The sequence below is a fragment of the Mangrovimonas spongiae genome (genome assembly GCF_003944795.1).
Classification (GTDB): domain Bacteria; phylum Bacteroidota; class Bacteroidia; order Flavobacteriales; family Flavobacteriaceae; genus Mangrovimonas; species Mangrovimonas spongiae.
This window is the reverse complement of sequence record NZ_RWBG01000001.1, coordinates 737,842-758,261: the sequence shown is the minus strand read 5'-3', so window position 1 is coordinate 758,261 and position 20,420 is coordinate 737,842. Positions and strand designations below refer to the sequence as shown.

Sequence of the window (20,420 nt, the reverse complement as noted above, 5' to 3'; positions counted from 1 at the left end):
TTAAATAATGAAGTACTACATTATTGCAGGCGAAGCTTCGGGAGATTTACATGGTTCCAACCTAATGAAAGCATTACTTAAACAAGATGTTAATGCCGAGTTTAGGTTTTGGGGCGGCGACTTAATGCAAAATGTAAGCGGTAACTTAATCAAACATTATAAAGATTTAGCATTTATGGGGTTTGTGGAAGTTATTATGAACCTAAGAACCATAACCAAAAATCTGTCGTTCTGTAAAAAAGATATTGAAGCATATCATCCAGATGTTATTATTTTTATAGACTACCCAGGATTTAATCTTCGTATTGCCAAATGGGCTAAAGCTCTAGGCTACAAAACACACTATTACATTTCTCCTCAAATATGGGCTTGGAAAGAAAACAGAATTAAAGCCATTAAAAGAGATATTGATGAAATGTATGTTATTCTTCCGTTTGAAAAAGACTTTTACGAGACAAAACATGGCTTTCCTGTTCATTTTGTTGGACACCCGTTAATAGACGCCATTTCCAATAGAACTCAAATTGATGAATACGATTTTCGTGCCGAACACGAGTTAAACGAAAAACCTATAATTGCCTTACTACCGGGAAGCCGAAAACAAGAAATTAAAAAAATGCTCTCGGTTATGCTTGCCGTTAGTAACGACTATCCAAACTATCAATTTGTTATTGCTGGAGCTCCAAGTCAAGACTACGAGTTTTATAAACCATTTCTTAAAAAATCTAATGTACACTTTGTTTCTAACAGAACATACGATTTGTTAAGCGTTTCTACAGCTGCTTTGGTAACCTCTGGAACGGCTACTTTAGAAACGGCTTTGTTTAAAGTTCCCGAAGTTGTTTGCTATAAAGGTAGTTGGATTTCATACCAAATTGGAAAACGACTGGTCAAGCACATAAAATATATTTCTTTAGTTAACCTAATTATGGACAAAGAAGTGGTTACTGAGTTAATTCAAAACGACTTCAATAAAAAACGATTAAAGGCTGAACTCGATCTCATTTTAGACAACTACGAACGCACCAAGTTTTTTATAAACTATTATGAACTTGAGAAAAAATTGGGCGGAAAAGGTGCTAGCAAAAAAACAGCTCAACTTATCTACGAAAAGATTTCTTAATTCATGAAAAAAACATTTTACTTGTTATGTATTGCGGTACTCACATTAGTTTCATGTAAGTCAACAAAAGGCACGAAAGTAGTTACCAAAAAAAGCAAACAAACAACCACTAAAAATAGTTCTTCTGAGCCAACTACTGTTTCTTCTAAAACATATTCAAGCTCAACTCACGCTAATACAACCATAAATAATATTATAGCTGAAGCCGAAACTTACCACGGTGTTAGGTATAAATATGGTGGCAACACAAAACGTGGTATGGACTGCTCTGGGTTAGTTACTACTGCTTTTAAAAGTGAAGACATTCTATTACCTAGAACGACTTCCAGTTTGTCTACTCACGGCGATTGGATTGACTTAAAAAACGTACAGAAAGGCGATTTACTCTTTTTTGCGACAAAAAAAAATAGTCGTAAAGTTAACCACGTAGGTATTGTAACAAATACGCGACCAGGTTATGTAGAATTTATTCACTCTACGACTAGTCGTGGTGTTATTACCTCTAAACTTTCTGAAAAATATTGGTATTTTGCTTTTGTACAAGCAAGACGTGTCTTATAAAAACACCTTTTAATCTTATTTTTAGTAACTTAAAGCATGAAGTTACTAGACTTTGTTATTATAAAATTACTTCTTGTATTAATTTTAGGTATTACTACAGGTGTTTTTTTAAGCATCTCTAATTATGTAGTTTACCTATCACTTGGTCTAAGTTTCGCTATTTTTTCTTTACTATATTTTTTTAGCAAAAAAATTCTCAGCACAAACATTTGGTTTGGTATAGTTACCTACACAACAACATTCTTCCTTGGAGTTGCTACGGTAAATTTTCATAATGAAAAAATATCGCAAAATCATTATACTCATTTTACAAATACCAATAACACTAAGGCCTCAACAATAACATTTAAAATAAGAGAAGTCCTTAAGCCTGGGACGTATTACGATAAATATATAGTCGAGGTACTTTCAATTAATAGCCAATCGGTTATTGGAAAATTGTTACTTAACGTTGAAAAAGACAGCTTACAAAACACCCCCTTAAATGTTGATGCGGTTTACGCTAGTAGAGAACCTTTAAAACAGGTTAATGCGCCGCGCAACCCGTTTCAATTTAATTATAAAGATTATTTAGAAAAATCGTATATCTACCATCAATTATTTAGTCAAAAAGAGCATCTTTTAAAGTTAGATACTTTACAAGAAACCTCTATTTATGGCATAGCATTTAAGATAAGAAAACACATAAACCAAAAGCTTAAAGTCTATGCTTTTAATGATGATGTTCTTGCTATAACCAACGCCCTTTTACTTGGACAACGGCAAAACATAAGTAAAGACATTTACACAAATTACACCCATGCTGGCGCGGTTCATATTTTAGCTGTTTCTGGATTACATGTTGGTATTGTACTACTTATTTTAAATTTCTTATTACGCCCATTAGAGTATTTAAAACAAGGGAATTTTATTAAAATAATAGTTATTTTATTGTGTCTATGGAGCTTTGCTATTATTGCAGGATTATCGGCCTCTGTTGTTAGGGCTGTTACAATGTTTACGGCTGTGGCTATTTCTATAAACTTAAAAAAGCCAACAAACATTTACAATATTTTAGCCATTTCAGCTTTTATTTTACTCTTGGTAAAACCGTTGTTTTTATTTGATGTTGGTTTTCAATTAAGTTACCTTGCTGTTATTGCTATTGTAGCATTTCAACCTGTTTTTTATAAACTCTACACACCCAAATGGGCATTAGATAAACTCCTATGGAATGTTATTACCGTGTCTTTTGCCGCACAACTTGGTGTGGCGCCAATTGCTTTGTTTAATTTTCATCAGTTTCCAGGCCTGTTTTTTATTTCAAACATTGTAATTATTCCGTTTTTAGGATGTATTCTAGCACTTGGTATTTTAATTATATTTTTGGCTTTAGTAAATATAAATATTCCGCTATTACCTGACATATACAGTTGGCTTATCACCAATATAAATAAGTTAGTAGCTTGGGTATCGCATCAAGAAGAATTCTTTTTTGATAATATTTCTTTTGATTTTTCTCAGGTTGCAACCACCTATTTAGTCATTATGGCTCTTTATTTTTTAATCACCTCGAAAAACAAGTCTAAACATGTGATTATATTTTTAATCAGTATTCTGGTATTACAACTTACCTTCCTATATAAAAAACATGAGACAAACACTCGCGAATTTATCGTGTTTCATAAAAGTAAGTATAGTATAATTGGTGAAAAGTCGAATGACTTACTAACTATTAATCACAACCTAAAGTTAGAAGACTTAAAAACCCAAAAACTTATTAAAAACTATAAAGTTGGCACATATATTTCTGAAACTAGATATGATTCTATAAGCCCTATTTATCAAGCAAATAATAATCTAATATTAGTTGTTGATAGTTTAGGTGTTTATAACATAAAGAAGATGACTCCTGATATTATTTTACTTAGAAACTCCCCTAAAATAAATTTAACACGTTTAATTGACTCGGTTAAGCCTAAACTTATAATTGCTGATGGTAGTAATTACAAATCGTATGTAGCCCGCTGGAAAACAACCTGTAAAAAACAAAAACTCCCTTTCCATTATACCTATGAAAAAGGAGCTTTTATTATAAATTATTAATCTTGAATTAATTGCTAAATTCGGGTTTAAAGGCTTTAAAATACGCATTAAATTTTTCTTGCGTATCCATCTCAGTATGTTTATCGTCTTTAAATAATTTTAAATAAAGTTCTAACTGTTGTGGTTTTTTATAACCAATAATAGGCGCTAACAAATCGGCCTTTTCATCAAGAAACACCAATGTTGGATAAGACCTAATACTAAAATATCTTGATAATTGATGTGGCGAATTACGTTTATTGGCTTTTGCTGGATCGTAATTTGGGTTTGTAAACGTATTACCCTTAAAATTGATTTCTTCATTTCCTTCGGCATTAAACTTGACAGCGTAATAATGCTTATTAATATACGCAGCGACATCTTTGTTACTAAAGGTGTTTCTATCTAACATTTTACATGGACCACACCATTTGGTATAAGCATCTAAAATGATTTTTTTGGGATTTTTCTTTTGAAGTTCAACTGCCTCTTCTAAAGACACCCAATTAATTTCTTGCGCCGAAATATTTCCGACAAGTAATAGTAAAATAACTAAGGTTGTAATATGTGTTCTCATAGTTTATTTGTTACAAAAGTTGTTCCTAACTTACAAAAAATGCCCCAAGCAAGGAGCATTTTATTATTTTTTAACGATTTTATGGTCTAACGTACACCATGCATTAATTTTTTCATCACGGGATTTAAAGCCCACACAAGTAATCCTGCTACAAGTGGTACAATGGTAAAAATTAAGAAGAATGTAGAAAGACTATACTCTTTTGTAATGTTTTCAATTTGCCCACCTAATACGGCAGCTAATTTATTTCCAATAGCAATGGCCAAATACCACATACCAAACATTAAGGCTATCATTCTTGCTGGCACTAATTTACTCACGTAAGATAGTCCTACAGGCGATAAACATAATTCCCCAAGAGTATGGAATAAATATGCTAAAATTAGCCAGATCATGCTTACTTTCACACCAGCCTCAATACCGTAAGAACCAAAAGCTAATAATCCAAAACCTATTGCCATAATAATAAGTCCAAGCGCATATTTTGATGCTGCCGAAGGATTGTATTTACTTTCAAACCATTTAGAAAATAATGATGCAAACACAATAATAAAGAACGAGTTTAATATACTAAACCAAGATACTGTAATCTCAGAAACTTCGGCTGTAAACTCTCTTTGTAACATCCATGCCACAATTCCCCACATAAATAAGAAACAAATAACTAAAACAATGTTGGAGTACGGTATTTTTCGGAATGTTTTTTTCCATAAATCGTATAACACATATGTTATAATGAGTAAAGGAATTACAGTAAGTAAAGCATTTACAATATTAAATATCATAGCAGAATTTCCTTCTAATACTCTATCGACATTATCTCTAGCAAATAACACTAAAGATGACGCCCCTTGCTCAAATGACAACCAGAAAAATACTGTAAAAAAAGCAAAAACAATAAAGGCAATCATACGATCTCTTACTACTGCTGAGTATCTTAAAATACGCCCTATAACTAAAAACAGGAATAAAGCTAACGCTAATAAAACGGCTGTGTATTGCCCCTCGAAACCACCTATCTCTAGTGCAGAAAACATATCTATACCTGCAATTTTAGACATGGGGTCGTTTATTGCATAGCCCAAGCCAATTATCGAGCATATAACAATTAAAATTTTATCTAGTGTTGTAAACGGGTTTGGTTTTTCAACTTCTTCTTCCTCATCTATTTCAGCTATAGAATTATCGGCATCTTGAACATCTTCAACCTCGTGAACTTTAGTAGGTTTAACACCTATTTTTCCAAATAAGTTTTTTGAAAAATAAAACTGAAGTGTTCCTAATAACATAAAAATACCTGCTAGACCAAATCCATAAGACCAGCCTATTTTTTCGGCTAAATATCCGCAAAGCATCATCCCAAAGAAAGCTCCCGCATTTACTCCCATGTAAAAAATAGTATAAGCGCCATCTTTCTTTTCTGGATGTTTCTTATACATTTCGGAAATAATAGAGGTAATATTAGGTTTAAAAAAGCCTGTTCCTATAACCAATAAGCCCAATCCTAAGTATAGTGAAAGTTCTGTTTCTAGAGCCATAGACGCATGACCAAGGGTCATAATTAACGCTCCTATAACTACTGCCCAACGGTACCCTGTAAGTTTATCAGCTATTATCCCACCTACAATTGGTGTGATATATAAAAGCATAGCATAAGTACCAAAAAGTGCCCCTGCATTTTCTGCCGACCAGCCCCAACCAGGGTTATCGCCAATTATCGCAAAAGTTAAAAAGTTTACCAAAAGTACACGCATACCGTAAAACGAAAAACGTTCCCACATTTCGGTAAAAAACAATACAAAAAGGCCTGCTGGGTGACCTAAGACTTTATCTTTAAATAAATTTTCTGCGTCTGTTGTCATAATCAGTATAAGATAATGTTAGTTAATTTTTTCGTCGGCTAGTTCGTACCCTTCTGGAAGTTCATCATTCATATCTCTTTCATCATCTTCAACACCATGGGTTAAGACTTCTAGTTTTTTTCTAAACAGCATTACTATTGCTCCAAAAGCAATACAAAATACTGCAATACCTGTAAATATGGTAAATTCACCAAATTTTGATGCTGATTCACCTAATAATCCAGCTAATTTGTTACCAAGTCCTGTCATTGCAAAAAATACACCCATCATTAAAGAGGCGTATTTTAAAGGCGCTAATTTGGTTATGTAAGACAATGCTACTGGTGATATACATAGCTCTCCTACAGTATGAAATAAATAAGCTAGCACCAACCAATACATGGCAGAGGCTCCTGTACTTTCTAATTGAGCAGACGCTGCTGACATAAAGAAAAAGCCTGTTCCCATAATAATTAAACCAATAATCATTTTAAATAATGATGTTGCTACTTTTCCTTCCAACTTTCTTTTTGCCCAAAACCCTGCTACGGTAGTTCCAAGAAAAATAATAAACATGGCATTTAAAGATTGAAACCAAGATGCTGGAACTTCCCATCCCATCAACATTCTGTTGGTATTATCCATGGCATAAATATTCATAAGACCACCTGCTTGTTCAAAAGCGCCCCAAAACACAATTACCAATAAAAAAGAGATAAGCAATACGACTATTCTATCTTTTTCTACTTTGGTTAATGGTCTATTCATGGCTTCTTTATCTTCTGCATTTTCAGAAGTTCCTATAAAATTACCTACATACTTTAAATGTTTTTGTCCTAAGACATATTGCAATAAACCTAAAGCCATTCCAATACCTGCTAGCCCAAAGCCATAATGCCAACCATGAACTTCACCAACATAACCAACTATTAAACTAGACAAAAATGCCCCTACATTAATTCCTATGTAAAAAATGGTAAACCCTTTATCTCGTCTAATGTCTCCTTTTTTGTATAAACCACCAACCATAGTAGAAATGTTTGGTTTTAACATACCAACTCCAGCAATAATTAACCCAAGTCCTGTATAGAACGCCCACATTTCTTCGATAGCCAAAACACTATGACCTGCTACTAATAGGATTCCTCCATATAACACCGATTTTTTCTGTCCTAATAATTTATCAGCAATCCATCCACCAGGGATAGAAGCCACATAAACTAGCATGGTGTACCACCCATAAAGCGCTAGGGCTTCAGCATTGGTCCATCCTAAACCAGCATTTTCATCGGTTGTTTGAGCTACTAAGTAAAGTACTAAAATAGCACGCATTCCGTAGTAAGAAAAACGCTCCCACATTTCTGTAAAAAACAAAACGTACAATCCTACTGGGTGTCCGAATAGTTCTTTTTGTTTCATTATACTTGCTTGATTTGACATATATAGTTGTATTAGTTAGTTATACTTTATCTTCTTTTTCAGAAGTTTCTTCCTTTATTTTATCACCTAAGGTTTTATCGATAAAATTGGTCATTTTTTTATACAAATGTAATCTTGTATTTCCGCCGTAAATTCCATGGTTTTTGTCTGGATAAATCATCCATTCAAATTGTTTGTCGGCTTGTATTAAGGCTTCCACCATGCGCATAGTATTTTGCAAATGCACATTATCATCGGCCGAACCGTGTATTAGTAAAAAGTCTCCTTTTAACTTATCTACATGACTTAATGGTGAATTATTATCATAACCACCTGGGTTTTCTTGCGGTGTTGTCATGTAACGTTCAGTATAAATACTATCGTAAAAACGCCAGCTCGTTACGGGAGCAACTGCGATAGCCATTTTAAACACATCGTTACCTTTAAACAGAGCATTACTACTCATAAAGCCACCATAACTCCATCCCCAAATACCAATTCTAGAAGCATCTATATAGGACTTTTTACCTAATTTTTTAGCTACTGCTATCTGGTCTTCTACTTCGTACTTTCCTAATTGTTTTTGGGTTACTTTTTTAAATTCAGCACCTTTATAACCTGTTCCACGACCATCAACACAGGCTACAATATAACCTTTTTGTGCTAACATTTGGTACCAATAATCGTTTGAGCTATTCCAGCGGTTTGCAACTTGTTGCGATCCTGGCCCCGAATACTGGTACATAAATAAAGGGTACTGCTTGTTTTCATCAAAATCGGCAGGCTTAATCATCCACATGTTTAAGTCGTTACCATTTACGTTTATAGTTTTGAATTCTTTTTTAGATGTTTTATAATTTAAAACTTTCTCTGCTAGCTTATCGTTATCCTTAATGTTCTTAATAACATCGCCAGAATCGGCATTATTCAAGGTATATTTTGGTGGGGTTGTTGCACTAGAGAATGTGTTTATAAAATAAGAAAAATCGGCACTAAACGCAGCACTATTTGTGCCGTTATTCTTTGTTAATCGCTCTTTAGCTCTACCGTTTAACTTAATTGAATACACATCGCGATTGATAGATCCATTTTCTGTAGATTGATAGAATATTTTTTTCGATTTATCATCGTAACCATAATATGCTGTTACTTCCCAGTTGCCTTTGGTTACTTGGTTAATTAAATCGCCTTCTTTACTGTAGTGATAGATATGGTTAAACCCATCTTTTTCGCTTGTCCAAATAAAGCTATTATTGTTTAAGAACGTAAGGTTATCTGTCACATCAACATACGCTTTGTCGGTTTCTTCTAGAACTAATTTTGCTGTGTTTGTTTTAGCATTAACAAACCATAAATCTAGTTCGTTTTGGTGACGATTCATATATTGTGCGCTTAACACATTTTCATCTTCGGACCATTTAATTCTAGGGATATAGAAATCGTTATAAGTTTTCCCAACTTTAATCTCACTGAGTGTTTCTTTATTCACATCATACAAATGAAGGGATACAACAGAATTAGTCTCTCCTGCTTTTGGGTATTTAAACTCTTGCTCTTCTGGATAAAGTTTTGTGCCGTAAACATCCATAGAAAATTGTGGCACATTGGTTTCATCAAACCTAATAAAGGCTATTCTATCACTTGATTTGTTCCACTCAAATGCACGAACAAAAGCAAATTCCTCTTCGTAAACCCAGTCTGTAATACCGTTTATAATTTTGTTTTTCTCGCCATCGAAAGTTATTTGTTTCGTTTCACCAGAGTTTAAGTCTTTTACAAATAAATTATTATTGTACCCATAAGCTACTTTGCTACCGTCTGGAGAGAAAGTTGGTTCTTGAATTTTCTTTTCGGCAACTAATGCAACCTTCCCAGTAGTTATATTGTAAACATAATACTGCCCTAATGTTGAATGCCTGTATACAGATTCTACATTGGTGGCTAAAAGCACTTTGCTTTCATCGCTACTAAAGGTATAATTGGTAAAGTAATCTATATCATCTATTGTTGCAGAACTCACAAGTGTTTTCACCTTTGACAGTGTTTCGTAATCATACACATCAATAGAAGTAGAACGTGAATATCTATCAAAATTCAACACAGAATATTGTTGCCCATTTTTCATAGAATGTAACGCATCCATGCGCTCTGTTCTAAATGTGCCATTCCATATTTCAGATAGGGTAATTTGTTTGTTTTGTGCAGTTGCTATAAATGTCGCAAAGAAGAAAAATAGCGACAAAAACCTCATAAATTTCATTAATTCTTATTTTTTTTCAAAATGATGTCAAGTTTACTAAAAAATCCTCAAAAAACCGTAGATATTAACAGTTTAATAGGCTATTTATAAGTTTAACATCTTAAGAATAGTACCCAAGAAATAGTATCTTTGTAATTAAGCTTAATCCTTTAAAAATAAAGTTGCCTTAGCTCAACCAAAACAAACAGCTCATAAACAAACACTTAACACTCAATACGCAAGAGTTTACAATACTATGAACAAATCAATATCGGGTTTCTCAAGGTTATCTAAATCTGAAAAAATAAATTGGATTGTCGACACCTATTTTAGTCACAATGAAAATGCTAAAAACATTATCAAACAATACTGGAATACCAACGAAAAATTACAAAAACTTCACGACGAGTTTATAGAAAATACGATTACCAATTATTACCTCCCGCTGGGTGTTGCTCCTAACTTTTTAATCAATGGCAAAGTTCATACTATTCCTATGGCTATTGAGGAAAGCTCGGTTGTTGCTGCAGCTAGTAAAGCGGCTAAGTTTTGGTTTGACCGTGGCGGCTTTAAAGCCGAGGTTATTTCTACTATAAAAATTGGTCAAGTACATTTTAATTACCACGGAAATAAAGAAGCCCTACATCGGTTTTTTAACCAAGTAAAACCTCAATTATTAGAGGCCACCAAGCATATCACTAAAAACATGCAAAAACGCGGCGGTGGTATTTTAGATATTGAATTGCGTGACAAAACTGCCGATATTGATGGGTATTTTCAATTACACGCTACCTTTGAAACGCTAGATGCTATGGGCGCAAACTTTATTAACTCCTGTTTAGAAGAGTTTGCTAAAACCTTTAAAGAACAAGCACTAACGCACCCTGATTTTAATGATGAAGAAAAACACATTGAAATTATTATGAGCATTCTATCAAACTATGTTCCTGAATGTTTAGTAAGGGCTGAAGTAAGTTGCCCTATTGAAGAGCTCACCGAAAACAACGATATAAATCCAGACGAATTCGCTAACAAGTTTGTACAAGCAGTAAATATTGCTGAAGTTGAGCCTTATCGTGCTGTAACACACAATAAAGGTGTTATGAATGGTATAGACGCTGTTGTACTAGCCACAGGAAACGATTTTAGAGCTGTTGAAGCTGGTGTTCATGCTTATGCTTCTAAAGATGGGCAATACAAAAGTTTAACGCATGCTAAAATAGAACAGGGGCAATTCACATTTTGGATCGAAATTCCTTTAGCTTTAGGAACTGTAGGTGGATTAACAAGTTTACACCCGTTGGTTAAATTATCGTTAGAATTACTTCATAAACCATCTGCCAAAGAACTCATGCAAATAGTTGCTGTTGCTGGTTTAGCTCAAAATTTCGCCGCCCTACGTTCGCTAACAACAACGGGAATTCAAGAAGGCCATATGAAAATGCATTTAATGAATATTCTTAATCAATTTGAAGCTACCGAAAACGAAAAGAAACAACTTATTAAACATTTTAAAAACCATACGGTAACCCATAGCGCTGTTGTAGAGGCTATTGAAAAAATTCGTTCTTAATGAAAACATTTCGTAGTCAAGGGAAACTTTTATTAACTGCCGAATATTTGGTGTTAGATGGCGCCAAAGCTTTAGCTTTACCAACGCGTTACGGGCAATCTCTTAACGTTACCAAAACGACTGATAATTACTTATTATGGAAAAGCTTTGACAATGCCAATGCCCTTTGGTACGAAAACACATTTCAGTTAGCTAATGGAAAAGTTAAAGCTTCCAATAAAGATGAAACTACAACATGGCTGCTTTTACTATTAAACGAAGCTAAAACATTGAATCCTGATTTTTTAAACACAGGACATCATGTAGAAAGCTACCTAACATTTCCTCGCGATTGGGGCTTAGGGTCTTCATCTACTTTAATTAATAATATCGCGCAATGGGCTAATGTTGACCCCTTTTTACTTTCCGAAGCGACTTTTGGAGGAAGTGGTTACGATATTGCATGTGCTAGTGCTAAAACACCAATTACATATCAGTTATTTTTTAATTCTAATAAAACTATAACAAAAAGAGAGATTTCATCTATAGATTTTAATCCTAGTTTTAAGGATCATCTTTATTTTGTTCATCTTAATAAAAAACAAAATAGTCGTGATGGCATTAAACATTACAGAAATAAAGATTTTAATAAAACCGATGTTATAACTAAAGTTAATAACCTAACTAATAAAATAATTTCAGCTACAAATATCTCTCTATTTAACGAATATATAGATGAACACGAAATGCTTATTGGCACTGTTTTAAATGAAACCCCTATTAAAGAAAGGGTCTTTCCAAACTTTAATGGCTCCATTAAAAGTCTTGGTGCTTGGGGAGGCGATTTTATTTTAGTATCGTCTTTAAAAAATCCAACACCGTACTTTTTAGAAAAAGGATATAAAACTATTATCCCCTACAACAAGATGATTTTATAAAAAAAGCCTCACGCAATGTGAGGCTTTTTTATTTGTATTTTAAAGCTAATTACTGAACCGTATTGGCTCTATTATCTTCAATTTCTGCTTGGTCTTTTAAAGCATTATATAGCTTAGAATTTACAGAATTTACTTTTTGCTGTTCTACTTGATAAGAAAACCCTTGGTAATTATCCATACCAGCAGCAGGTGATTTCTTAGTTACTTCAATCATGTAAACTCCTTTTTCACCATCAATTAAGTTTGATGTTTCACCCTCTTCCATAGCAAACGCTTGTCCAACAACTAATGGTTCTTGTCCTGCACCAGATATGGTAGGGTTTTTCATGTTAATTGCCATTGATGATCTTACAGAAGTACTTTCTGCTGATGCTAAATCTTGCAATGTCGTTGCTGTAATACGCTCTCTAATTTGCGCTGCTTTTTTCTGCTTTCTTAAAATTGGTAATACTTTTACAGAAGCTTCTTCGGCATCCATTAAGCCAGCGGCATGTTTTCCTACTACTTGTACAACGGCATAGCCTCCTGGAACTGTAAAACGTTTATAATCGCCCACTTTTGTTCCTTCTTCAAAAGCCCAACGAACTATTGGTCTTTGGCTTGATAAACCAGGGATACTTTCATCTAGAATTTTCACACCATTAACTGGGCGTACGGCATATTCTTTTTCTTTGGCTAATGTTTCAAAATCGCCATCTTCAAGAGCTATTTCAAATTTAGACACATCCATAAATACATTATCAATAGTTTTTTCTGAAGGCTCAATTTCTCTAGCAATAGTTCCTAGTTTAAGAACTTTTTGTTCGTTTTTATGACCTTCTACTTCAATAATATGGAAGCCAAACGGTGATTTTACAACGCCTAATTCGCCTTTGTCATTTTCAAAAACAAAGTCTCTAAAAGCTGGCACCATAGTATTATAACTAAAGTATTCGTATCTACCACCTTTTTCTACACTTCCTTGATCTGAAGAAAATTCTGTTACAAAAGTTTCAAATTTAGATAAATCGTTTTTCAACTCATTTAATAGGCTGTCGGCAGTAGTTTTTGCTTGAGTTTCGGTTTGTGTTACTTCTGGACCGGCACTTGACGCTCCTACAAAAGGAATTAAAATATGTCTTGCTTGTGCAGAATCTGGTAAGTTTTTAGTTTCAATTACTTTTGTTAATTTGAAATAACCAGCGTCTTTATAAGGTCCGTAAACATCACCTACATTTAAGTTATAAACGCTATCGGCAATTGTTTTTGAGATTTCTGATTTGAATTGAAAACGATCTTGGAATTTAATATCAGAATGTCTGTTAATGTAAGATTTGTTGTTTGTTACATGACCAAACCCAACTATGGTGTCGTTACTATCTGTTACGTCATTATACTCAACCTTGTCTTTTAAAAGATCTGTAAGGTCTTTTTTAATGGCGTTTTCATCTTCTAACGAAGCTTTTTCTTCAAACATTACATAACGTACATCTCTAGTTTCTTCAACTTCAAATTCGTTTTTGTGGTCTTGCACGTAGGCTTTAATTTCAGATTTTGATACAGTTACTGTACTATCTGGAATAGAGCTATAAGGCACTTGTACAAATTTAATGTCAACTTTATCGTTTTGAAGTTTGTACTCTAATTCTCCTTCGGCAACAGTTCCCATCATTCCAGCTTTTACCATATTAAAGTAATCTTGCTGTAAAGAGTTTGTTGCTATACTGTTTTCGTAATCTACCCATTGTTGGTAAGCTACATCTGAAGTTGCTTTTAGGTTGGCAATATATTCGTTCATTTTTGCCTCATCAAAAAGTCCTGCGGCATTTTGAAAGTTTGGATTGTTTGCTAAGCTTGTTCTTAGCAAGTCTTTCATTTCATCTGTTTCAATGCTTAATCCTAATTCTTCAAATTGTGTTTGTAGAACGGCTTGTCTTAGCTCTTGGTTCCACACTCTATTCATTGCTTGAGTGGTTGTACCATTTCCTCCCATTTGTCTTTGGGCGGCTTCTACCTTTTGCATAAAGTTTTCTCTGGTAATATCTTTACCGTTTATGGTAGCAACAACGTTTTGAGATTTGTTCATTAAGGCATCGCTATTTCTAAACAAATCTGCTAGTACAAATGAGAATAATGCTAATGCAATGATTATGATTAAAAATAGTCCGCGTTTTCTAATATTATTTAAAACTGCCATTCTTTTCTTTTGTTGAATTAAAATTATCGTGCGCGAAAATACCATTTTCTATTTAATAATAAAAGCAGAAAATCTCTTTAATTATTAAGGCCTTAGTATTTTAGTCTTCTTCTAAAACTTTTAGTTCGACTAAGTCTATTTTAGTATTAGACACTTCTAAAATGGTAAATTGAAATGGTTCTATAAGTACAATTTCGTTTTGTTTGGGGATTTCCTCTGTGTGGTCTACAATTAATCCTCCTAAAGTTTCGTAGTTTTCGCCTTCGGGAAGCTCCAATTTATAGGTTTCATTGATATAATCAACTTCTAATCGGGCCGAAAACTTATACACATCGCCGTTTACTTCTTCTGTTAACGCTACAGTATCATGTTCATCTTCAATTTCGCCAAAAAGTTCTTCTACGATATCTTCCACCGTCATAACTCCAGAAGTTCCGCCATATTCATCTAAAACAACAGCCATACTTTTGCGCTTTTTTATAAGCACGTTTAAAATATCTTTTACTAGCATAGTTTCAGGAACAAACTCGACTGGTAAGATTATAGATTTTATGGTTTTAGGTTTTTTAAATAACTCGAACGAATGAATATAGCCTAAAATATCATCTACATTTTCTTTAAAAACGAGTATTTTAGAAAAGCCTGTTTCGGTAAAAAGGGCGTTAAGTTGTTTAGGCGTTTCGTTTACATCTACCGCGACAATTTCGGTTCTTGGTACCATAACTTCGCGTGCTTTTACATCGGAAAACTCTAATGCGTTTTGAAAAATTTGTATTTCGTTATCAACTTCATCATGTTCTTCTACCGATTCCATTTGCTCGCTTATATAATGCCCTAATTCTACTTTTGAAAAAGCTAATTGCACTTGGTCGCCTTCAGTTTTAAAGACGTATTTTAAAATAAAGTCTGAAATCCAAATAACAAATTGAGACACAAAAGAAAATAGCACATAAAATATATAGGCAGGTATGGCTAGCGCTTTTAATAATGTGTTGGCATAAATTTGAAAGAATACTTTTGGTAAAAATTCGGCTGTTATTAAAATAACTAGTGTTGATATTACAGTTTGTGAAAGCAAACTTAACTCATCAAACAAATAATTTACGACTGCATAATTTGATGGGAGCAACGATTCTTGAAACCAATCCACCAATAAATCACCCATAAAAAACCCATAAACTACCAATGCTATATTATTACCAATAAGCATAGTTGTAATAAATTTTGAGGGCTTGGCCGTTAATTTAGATAAGACTTTGGCAAGTATACCTGACTGCTTTTTTTCTATTTCTATATGAATCTTGTTTGAAGACACATAGGCGATTTCCATACCTGAAAAAAACGCCGATAAAATTAAAGAAATAATTATAATTACAACCTCGGTTCCCATAGAGCTAATTACTCCTTATCCTCGAATCTTTTATTAAATTTTCTTCTGAAGAAAAACATAAACACGGCAGTTGCAGCTAACAACAAAGACATGTAAGCTATACTACCATCGGTCATATATTTATTTACAGCATCGTAAAGAAATACAACTGCAAAAAACAAATACGCGTATTGAAAAAACTTGAACAGTTTGGTTTTCATATATAAGGACATTTAATACAGCAAAGATAGCGAATTATTCATCAAGTGTGATGATACCATCTATTTCTAAAACTTGTGCTTGTTTAAATTTTACATCGGAATCGAATCCCGTACCATTAATACGATCTCTTCCTGTTTTAAACGTTACAGCTTGGTTGGTAAATAACCACTCTTTGTTTTGGTCGTAATATAATTGATCCGCATACAAGGTGTCGTTTGTTGCTGATGCTAAAATAACGTTACCTTGCATATCTACTAGCCCCGTTTTATCGTAAACTATGGCATAATCTGAAATAACAGTACTTTTTTGATTTTGTTCGTCAAAAAGATACAAAGTAATCCCTTCCGGAAATTCATTAAAAGCAAATTCTCTATTAGTAAAGTCTAACATTTTAGGGCTTCTTAAATTTGCTGTTACTCTACCAGAGTCGGTATATTTAAGATTAATATTTTCGGCAATACCAATAGGCTCGTTTTCCGAAACGCCTATTTTTTTAACCTCTTCGAAGTTATTTTTGCATGAAAAAAACATGGTCACAGCAAATGCTGTGACCATAAGTTTTGTAATATGTTTAGAATGTAAACGCATTATATTTGTGGTACTGTAACACTAGCTCCTATCCAGCAACCAATTCTAATCGTTTCACCTGCGTTACCTTTACTAAAGATATCTGATTTTTGAGGTGCTTTTGCTCTATAGTTTGCTGCTGTTTGAGCTGCTGAACTTTTTAACGTAGGGTCTACACGTCCTGCTTTTTCTGCTTCTATTGCAGCTAACCAGAATACAGCTCTTTTATTAAAGCTTGAATCGCCGCAGCTATTTGCACTACTAGCATACATTCCAGCAATTGACAAATGTGGTCTTCCGTTTGAAGGGTTTAATTTTAACGCTTCTCTAAAATAGTTTCTCGCTTTAGAATAACTTCCTTTACTTTTTAGCTTTATCGCAATTTTATTGTAAAGTTTTGCTTTTTTAAAGCCATCTGTTTCTAAGCTTAATGCTTGCTCGTAATATTTAAGTGCTTCGGAAGATTGCCCTGCTTTATCTTTAAGAATACCTACATAAAATGCTGTGTTAGCATCTGGCTCGATACTGTTTTTTTGTTCAACAACTTTCACAAATAAAGCATCGTCTGTACAACCTTTTTGGTACATCATACTCATGGCTCTTTGTAACCAAACGGCATCGTTCTTGTTAGCATCAAAGTCTTTAGTATAAAGCGGAATTAAGTTTTCGCAATCGGCTCTTTCACCTAATTTACTATCAATACTACTTGAAATTTGATCGTAAGCTTTTAAATAACTTTCGTAATATCTTTTATAAGACTTGTCTCTTGATGTTAATGCTGTTCCTGCATCTTCTTTTTCGATAAGCTTGTTTAACTTTTCTGAGTAGTTACTTACTTCGCTTTCTACTTTTTCAACAACATCATCATACTTGTTAAACAATTCTGCTGGTTGTTTCTTTCCTGCATCGTATAAATCTACCATTAAAGAGAAATATGTGTATAACGATTTAGGATTTGTAAACGTTTTAGGATCTGCTTTATAAGCGGCATCAAAACATGCATAAAGTTCCTCATCGGTTTTATTTAACTCTTTTCTGTAATCGTACATTAACTGGCATGCTTTCGCTCCATACTCTCCTTTAGGTGTTTTACTGGCAAAATACGTTGCTCTTTGCTCCCAAAGTTTTAATAAGTCGTTAATGTAAGCTACTTTCTCTGCGCCAGTTGCTTTTTCAATTTTATCATCAAGAATATCTTCACCGTATTTGTAAATCCCTCTGTGATATTTAGGGTTTCTTTCTCTTAGTTCCATAAACGGTTTGTACGCAGCATCGAAATTTTTTGCTTTGGCGTATTCCGTCATAATAGAAAGTGTGTTTAGGTCTTCATTTTGAGCTGTAGTAACTCCCAATCCTAAAAACAAAACGGTAATTAGTAATGTAATCTTCGTTTTCATAATTCGTAATTTATTGTATGTAAGCTTAATTATATTTTCTTTTAATAAACCATCTGTCGTTTAAAGAGAGGCTCAAGTTAATATTAACAAAGTTTTCTTGTATTAGGTTATTGTTAACTGTTCCTTTTTTTCCTATCTCGAAACCTAGATTGGCATTTGAGAATGCGTTCCCAACTGGTAAACCTAATCCAAAAGATATGCCAAACTCGTTTATATCTTCATTATTTATACTCAACCCTGTGTTGCCAAACCTAACTCCAGCCCTATAAACCACTCGTTTTAAGTAGCTTGAGAATGAATTATACTCCGGAATAAAAAATCCTCCTAAAGAAAAATTTGAAGCATTTTTATAATTTGTTGCTATTGCAGATTGACTAGCATTGTACAATTCGTTTGAAAAGTCGCTTGTTTTTTGAAATGTGTATTCTGCCCCTACAAACCATTTTCTTGGTTGTCCTATTCCTGCCCCAACTGATAATTTAGCAGGCATAACTAACTCGGTTTCTTTTAATCCATTAGCCGCTAAATTGGCTTCGATAGAGTTTACGATGGTTTCATTCTCTAAATTAGTGATTGAAAGTGTATTAAAATAACGTTCATTACTTGATTTTAAAGTACTTTTTGGCTTATAAGTCATTGCTGTTGTCAGTTCTAATCTATCTGACAAATTTTGTTTATAAATAACACCAAAGTTTATATTAAAACCACTTAGATCAGATCGATTATCTTCACGGGTTTGATATCTTGCTAACTCGCCATCTGAATTATAAATATAAGACACCGTATTGTTTTGAATGTTTCCAAAATTGTAATTTATATCTATACCAGCACTTAAATTATTGGTAATTTGATACCCTGCCGACAAGAATGCTTTATTGACTCCGCCTTCACCTCTAAATCTTGTTTCTATACCATTGGTTCCATAAGTTTCTAACTTATATCCAACTGATGTGTAAGGCAACAATCCAAAACCAAATCCAAACTTATTCATTGGGATGGACAATGCAATATAATCGAATGTTGAGCTATTATACCTATCTTCTCCAGAGTTGCTTTTTAGTTTTGCTGTAGAATGGCTTCCACCAACAGTAAACTTAACTGGTCTAGATTTATTACCATAAAGTTCTAAGTTCTTACTCGCATAAGACGCTGGATTTCGTAAATTAACATGGATGCTATCAGAAAAAATACTCAGTCCACCCATACTTTGGTTTTCTACAGTACCTTTAAATTTTAGGCTACCTATACCGTAAAACGAATAAGGCGAAGCAGCATCTTCTTGAGCGTAGCTAGTAAATGCAATTAATGCAAGAAAAACTATTAAAAGCTTTTTAATCATTCAATTAAATTAAATCGTAAAATATAGTTCAAACCCTGTAAAAGGAAATTCGAGTTGGCAAATATGCTACTTTTTAATTGTTTAGACAAAAAATTAGCGTCTCCTCCTGTTAAAATAACTGTTAAATCTGAATATTTATTTTGGTATTCTTTAACAAAACCATCTATTTCATTTAAAATTCCACACACAACACCAGAATGCATTGAACTTTCTGTAGAGTTTCCAACAAAATATTGCGGTATTTTAGTTTCAAGCAATGGCAATCCTGCAGTAAAAGTATTTAAAGCTTTATAACGCATTCGTAACCCAGGAGAAATAGCGCCGCCAAGATATTCGGCCTTATCAGTTACAAAATCGTACGTAATACAACTTCCAGCATCGATTATAAGGACATTTTTGTTGGGATATTTTTCAACAGCTGCACTAATTAACCCTATACGATCAACGCCTAACGTTTTTGGTGTTTTATATTGGTTCTTGAAGGGTAGTTTTGTTTCATTATTTAAAATAATAATATTGACTTTATCCTTCAACCAATTGACAATATTTGGAGGTAAATTACCAACCGAAGCAATAATACTGTTCTTTATTTTGGGGTATTCTAGAAATATTTCGTGTATTTTCTTTTCAAGGTTTACAACTGTATCTCTTACACTAAAAAGCAACTTACTCTCTTTAAAAACAGCTAGTTTAACTGCTGTATTTCCTATATCAATAATTAAATTCATGTATAATTTATAAAGGGATAAAGGTACAAAAGGAATTTTTTATTTAGTTTCTTTTGTGATTATTAAAAATGCCGTTATATTTGCATCCGCAATTAAGCAACTGGTGCCTTAGCTCAGTTGGTAGAGCAAAGGACTGAAAATCCTTGTGTCCCTGGTTCGATTCCTGGAGGCACCACCATCAAGAAGCCTTAAACATTTGACAACAAATGATTTAGGGCTTTTTTGGTTTTTGGAGTGTACAACATTAAAGACAACTGCACTTATGAAAAACGATTTTAACCTATATTCGTAATATCATTTTAATGCTT

General features: G+C 33.5%; 16 protein-coding genes and 1 tRNA gene. 6 read left to right on the top strand and 11 right to left on the bottom strand.

The window, feature by feature from the left end; all coding sequences use genetic code 11:
- The first annotated feature begins 7 nt into the window (after window positions 1-7).
- The 3 genes from lpxB to EJA19_RS03420 are packed head-to-tail and all read left to right on the top strand — an operon-like array spanning window position 8 to window position 3,769.
- On the top strand, window positions 8-1,123 hold the full coding sequence (gene lpxB, locus EJA19_RS03430) for a lipid-A-disaccharide synthase (protein WP_125466935.1): 1,116 nt from the start codon (window positions 8-10) through the stop codon (window positions 1,121-1,123).
- Window positions 1,124-1,126: 3 nt separating this feature from the next.
- The gene (locus EJA19_RS03425) at window positions 1,127-1,684 is read left to right on the top strand and encodes a C40 family peptidase (protein WP_125466934.1); all 558 of its coding nucleotides are present in this window, start codon (window positions 1,127-1,129) and stop codon (window positions 1,682-1,684) included.
- Window positions 1,685-1,720: 36 nt separating this feature from the next.
- Window positions 1,721-3,769: a ComEC/Rec2 family competence protein gene (locus EJA19_RS03420; RefSeq protein ID WP_125466933.1), complete on the top strand. Its 2,049-nt coding sequence runs from the start codon at window positions 1,721-1,723 to the stop codon at window positions 3,767-3,769.
- 7 nt (window positions 3,770-3,776) lie between these two features.
- Here EJA19_RS03420 and EJA19_RS03415 read toward each other — a convergent pair whose 3' ends face one another.
- The 4 genes from EJA19_RS03415 to EJA19_RS03400 all read right to left on the bottom strand — a co-directional run bounded on the left by EJA19_RS03415 (window position 3,777) and on the right by EJA19_RS03400 (window position 9,845).
- Window positions 3,777-4,325, bottom strand: a complete 549-nt coding sequence (locus EJA19_RS03415; protein ID WP_125466932.1) for a thioredoxin family protein — start codon at window positions 4,323-4,325, stop codon at window positions 3,777-3,779.
- A gap of 86 nt (window positions 4,326-4,411) precedes the next feature.
- The gene (locus tag EJA19_RS03410; RefSeq protein ID WP_125466931.1) at window positions 4,412-6,187 is read right to left on the bottom strand and encodes a peptide MFS transporter; all 1,776 of its coding nucleotides are present in this window, start codon (window positions 6,185-6,187) and stop codon (window positions 4,412-4,414) included.
- Window positions 6,188-6,205: 18 nt separating this feature from the next.
- Window positions 6,206-7,606: a peptide MFS transporter gene (locus tag EJA19_RS03405; protein WP_125466930.1), complete on the bottom strand. Its 1,401-nt coding sequence runs from the start codon at window positions 7,604-7,606 to the stop codon at window positions 6,206-6,208.
- 19 nt (window positions 7,607-7,625) lie between these two features.
- Window positions 7,626-9,845 carry a S9 family peptidase gene (locus EJA19_RS03400; RefSeq protein WP_125466929.1) on the bottom strand — a complete coding sequence of 740 codons (2,220 nt, stop codon included), beginning with the start codon at window positions 9,843-9,845 and terminating at the stop codon, window positions 7,626-7,628.
- A gap of 235 nt (window positions 9,846-10,080) precedes the next feature.
- Here EJA19_RS03400 and EJA19_RS03395 point away from each other — a divergent pair, with 235 nt between their 5' ends.
- Together EJA19_RS03395 and EJA19_RS03390 are read left to right on the top strand one after the other, a co-directional pair.
- Window positions 10,081-11,397 carry a hydroxymethylglutaryl-CoA reductase, degradative gene (locus EJA19_RS03395; protein ID WP_125466928.1) on the top strand — a complete coding sequence of 439 codons (1,317 nt, stop codon included), beginning with the start codon at window positions 10,081-10,083 and terminating at the stop codon, window positions 11,395-11,397.
- Window positions 11,397-12,314, top strand: a complete 918-nt coding sequence (locus EJA19_RS03390) for a GYDIA family GHMP kinase (RefSeq protein ID WP_125466927.1) — start codon at window positions 11,397-11,399, stop codon at window positions 12,312-12,314. Before EJA19_RS03395 ends, EJA19_RS03390 begins: the two co-directional genes overlap by 1 nt.
- A 49-nt stretch (window positions 12,315-12,363) precedes the next feature.
- Here the strand turns inward: EJA19_RS03390 and EJA19_RS03385 are convergent, their stop codons facing one another.
- The 7 genes from EJA19_RS03385 to EJA19_RS03355 all read right to left on the bottom strand — a co-directional run bounded on the left by EJA19_RS03385 (window position 12,364) and on the right by EJA19_RS03355 (window position 20,112).
- A complete protein-coding gene (locus EJA19_RS03385) occupies window positions 12,364-14,490 on the bottom strand; it encodes a peptidylprolyl isomerase (RefSeq protein ID WP_125466926.1) in 2,127 nt (708 codons plus the stop codon).
- 100 nt (window positions 14,491-14,590) lie between these two features.
- On the bottom strand, window positions 14,591-15,880 hold the full coding sequence (locus tag EJA19_RS03380) for a hemolysin family protein (protein WP_125466925.1): 1,290 nt from the start codon (window positions 15,878-15,880) through the stop codon (window positions 14,591-14,593).
- Window positions 15,881-15,888: 8 nt separating this feature from the next.
- Window positions 15,889-16,080, bottom strand: a complete 192-nt coding sequence (locus EJA19_RS03375; RefSeq protein WP_125466924.1) for a hypothetical protein — start codon at window positions 16,078-16,080, stop codon at window positions 15,889-15,891.
- 34 nt (window positions 16,081-16,114) lie between these two features.
- A complete protein-coding gene (gene lptC / locus EJA19_RS03370) occupies window positions 16,115-16,669 on the bottom strand; it encodes an LPS export ABC transporter periplasmic protein LptC (protein WP_125466923.1) in 555 nt (184 codons plus the stop codon).
- The gene (locus tag EJA19_RS03365; protein ID WP_125466922.1) at window positions 16,669-18,045 is read right to left on the bottom strand and encodes a tetratricopeptide repeat protein; all 1,377 of its coding nucleotides are present in this window, start codon (window positions 18,043-18,045) and stop codon (window positions 16,669-16,671) included. Before EJA19_RS03365 ends, lptC begins: the two co-directional genes overlap by 1 nt.
- A 25-nt stretch (window positions 18,046-18,070) precedes the next feature.
- The gene (locus EJA19_RS03360; RefSeq protein WP_125466921.1) at window positions 18,071-19,384 is read right to left on the bottom strand and encodes an outer membrane protein transport protein; all 1,314 of its coding nucleotides are present in this window, start codon (window positions 19,382-19,384) and stop codon (window positions 18,071-18,073) included.
- Window positions 19,381-20,112 (bottom strand): type III pantothenate kinase, encoded by a 732-nt coding sequence (locus tag EJA19_RS03355; RefSeq protein ID WP_125466920.1) that lies wholly within the window; start codon window positions 20,110-20,112, stop codon window positions 19,381-19,383. Before EJA19_RS03355 ends, EJA19_RS03360 begins: the two co-directional genes overlap by 4 nt.
- 102 nt (window positions 20,113-20,214) lie before the next feature.
- Here EJA19_RS03355 and EJA19_RS03350 point away from each other — a divergent pair.
- Window positions 20,215-20,290, top strand: a tRNA-Phe gene (locus EJA19_RS03350).
- Window positions 20,291-20,420 lie beyond the last annotated feature (130 nt).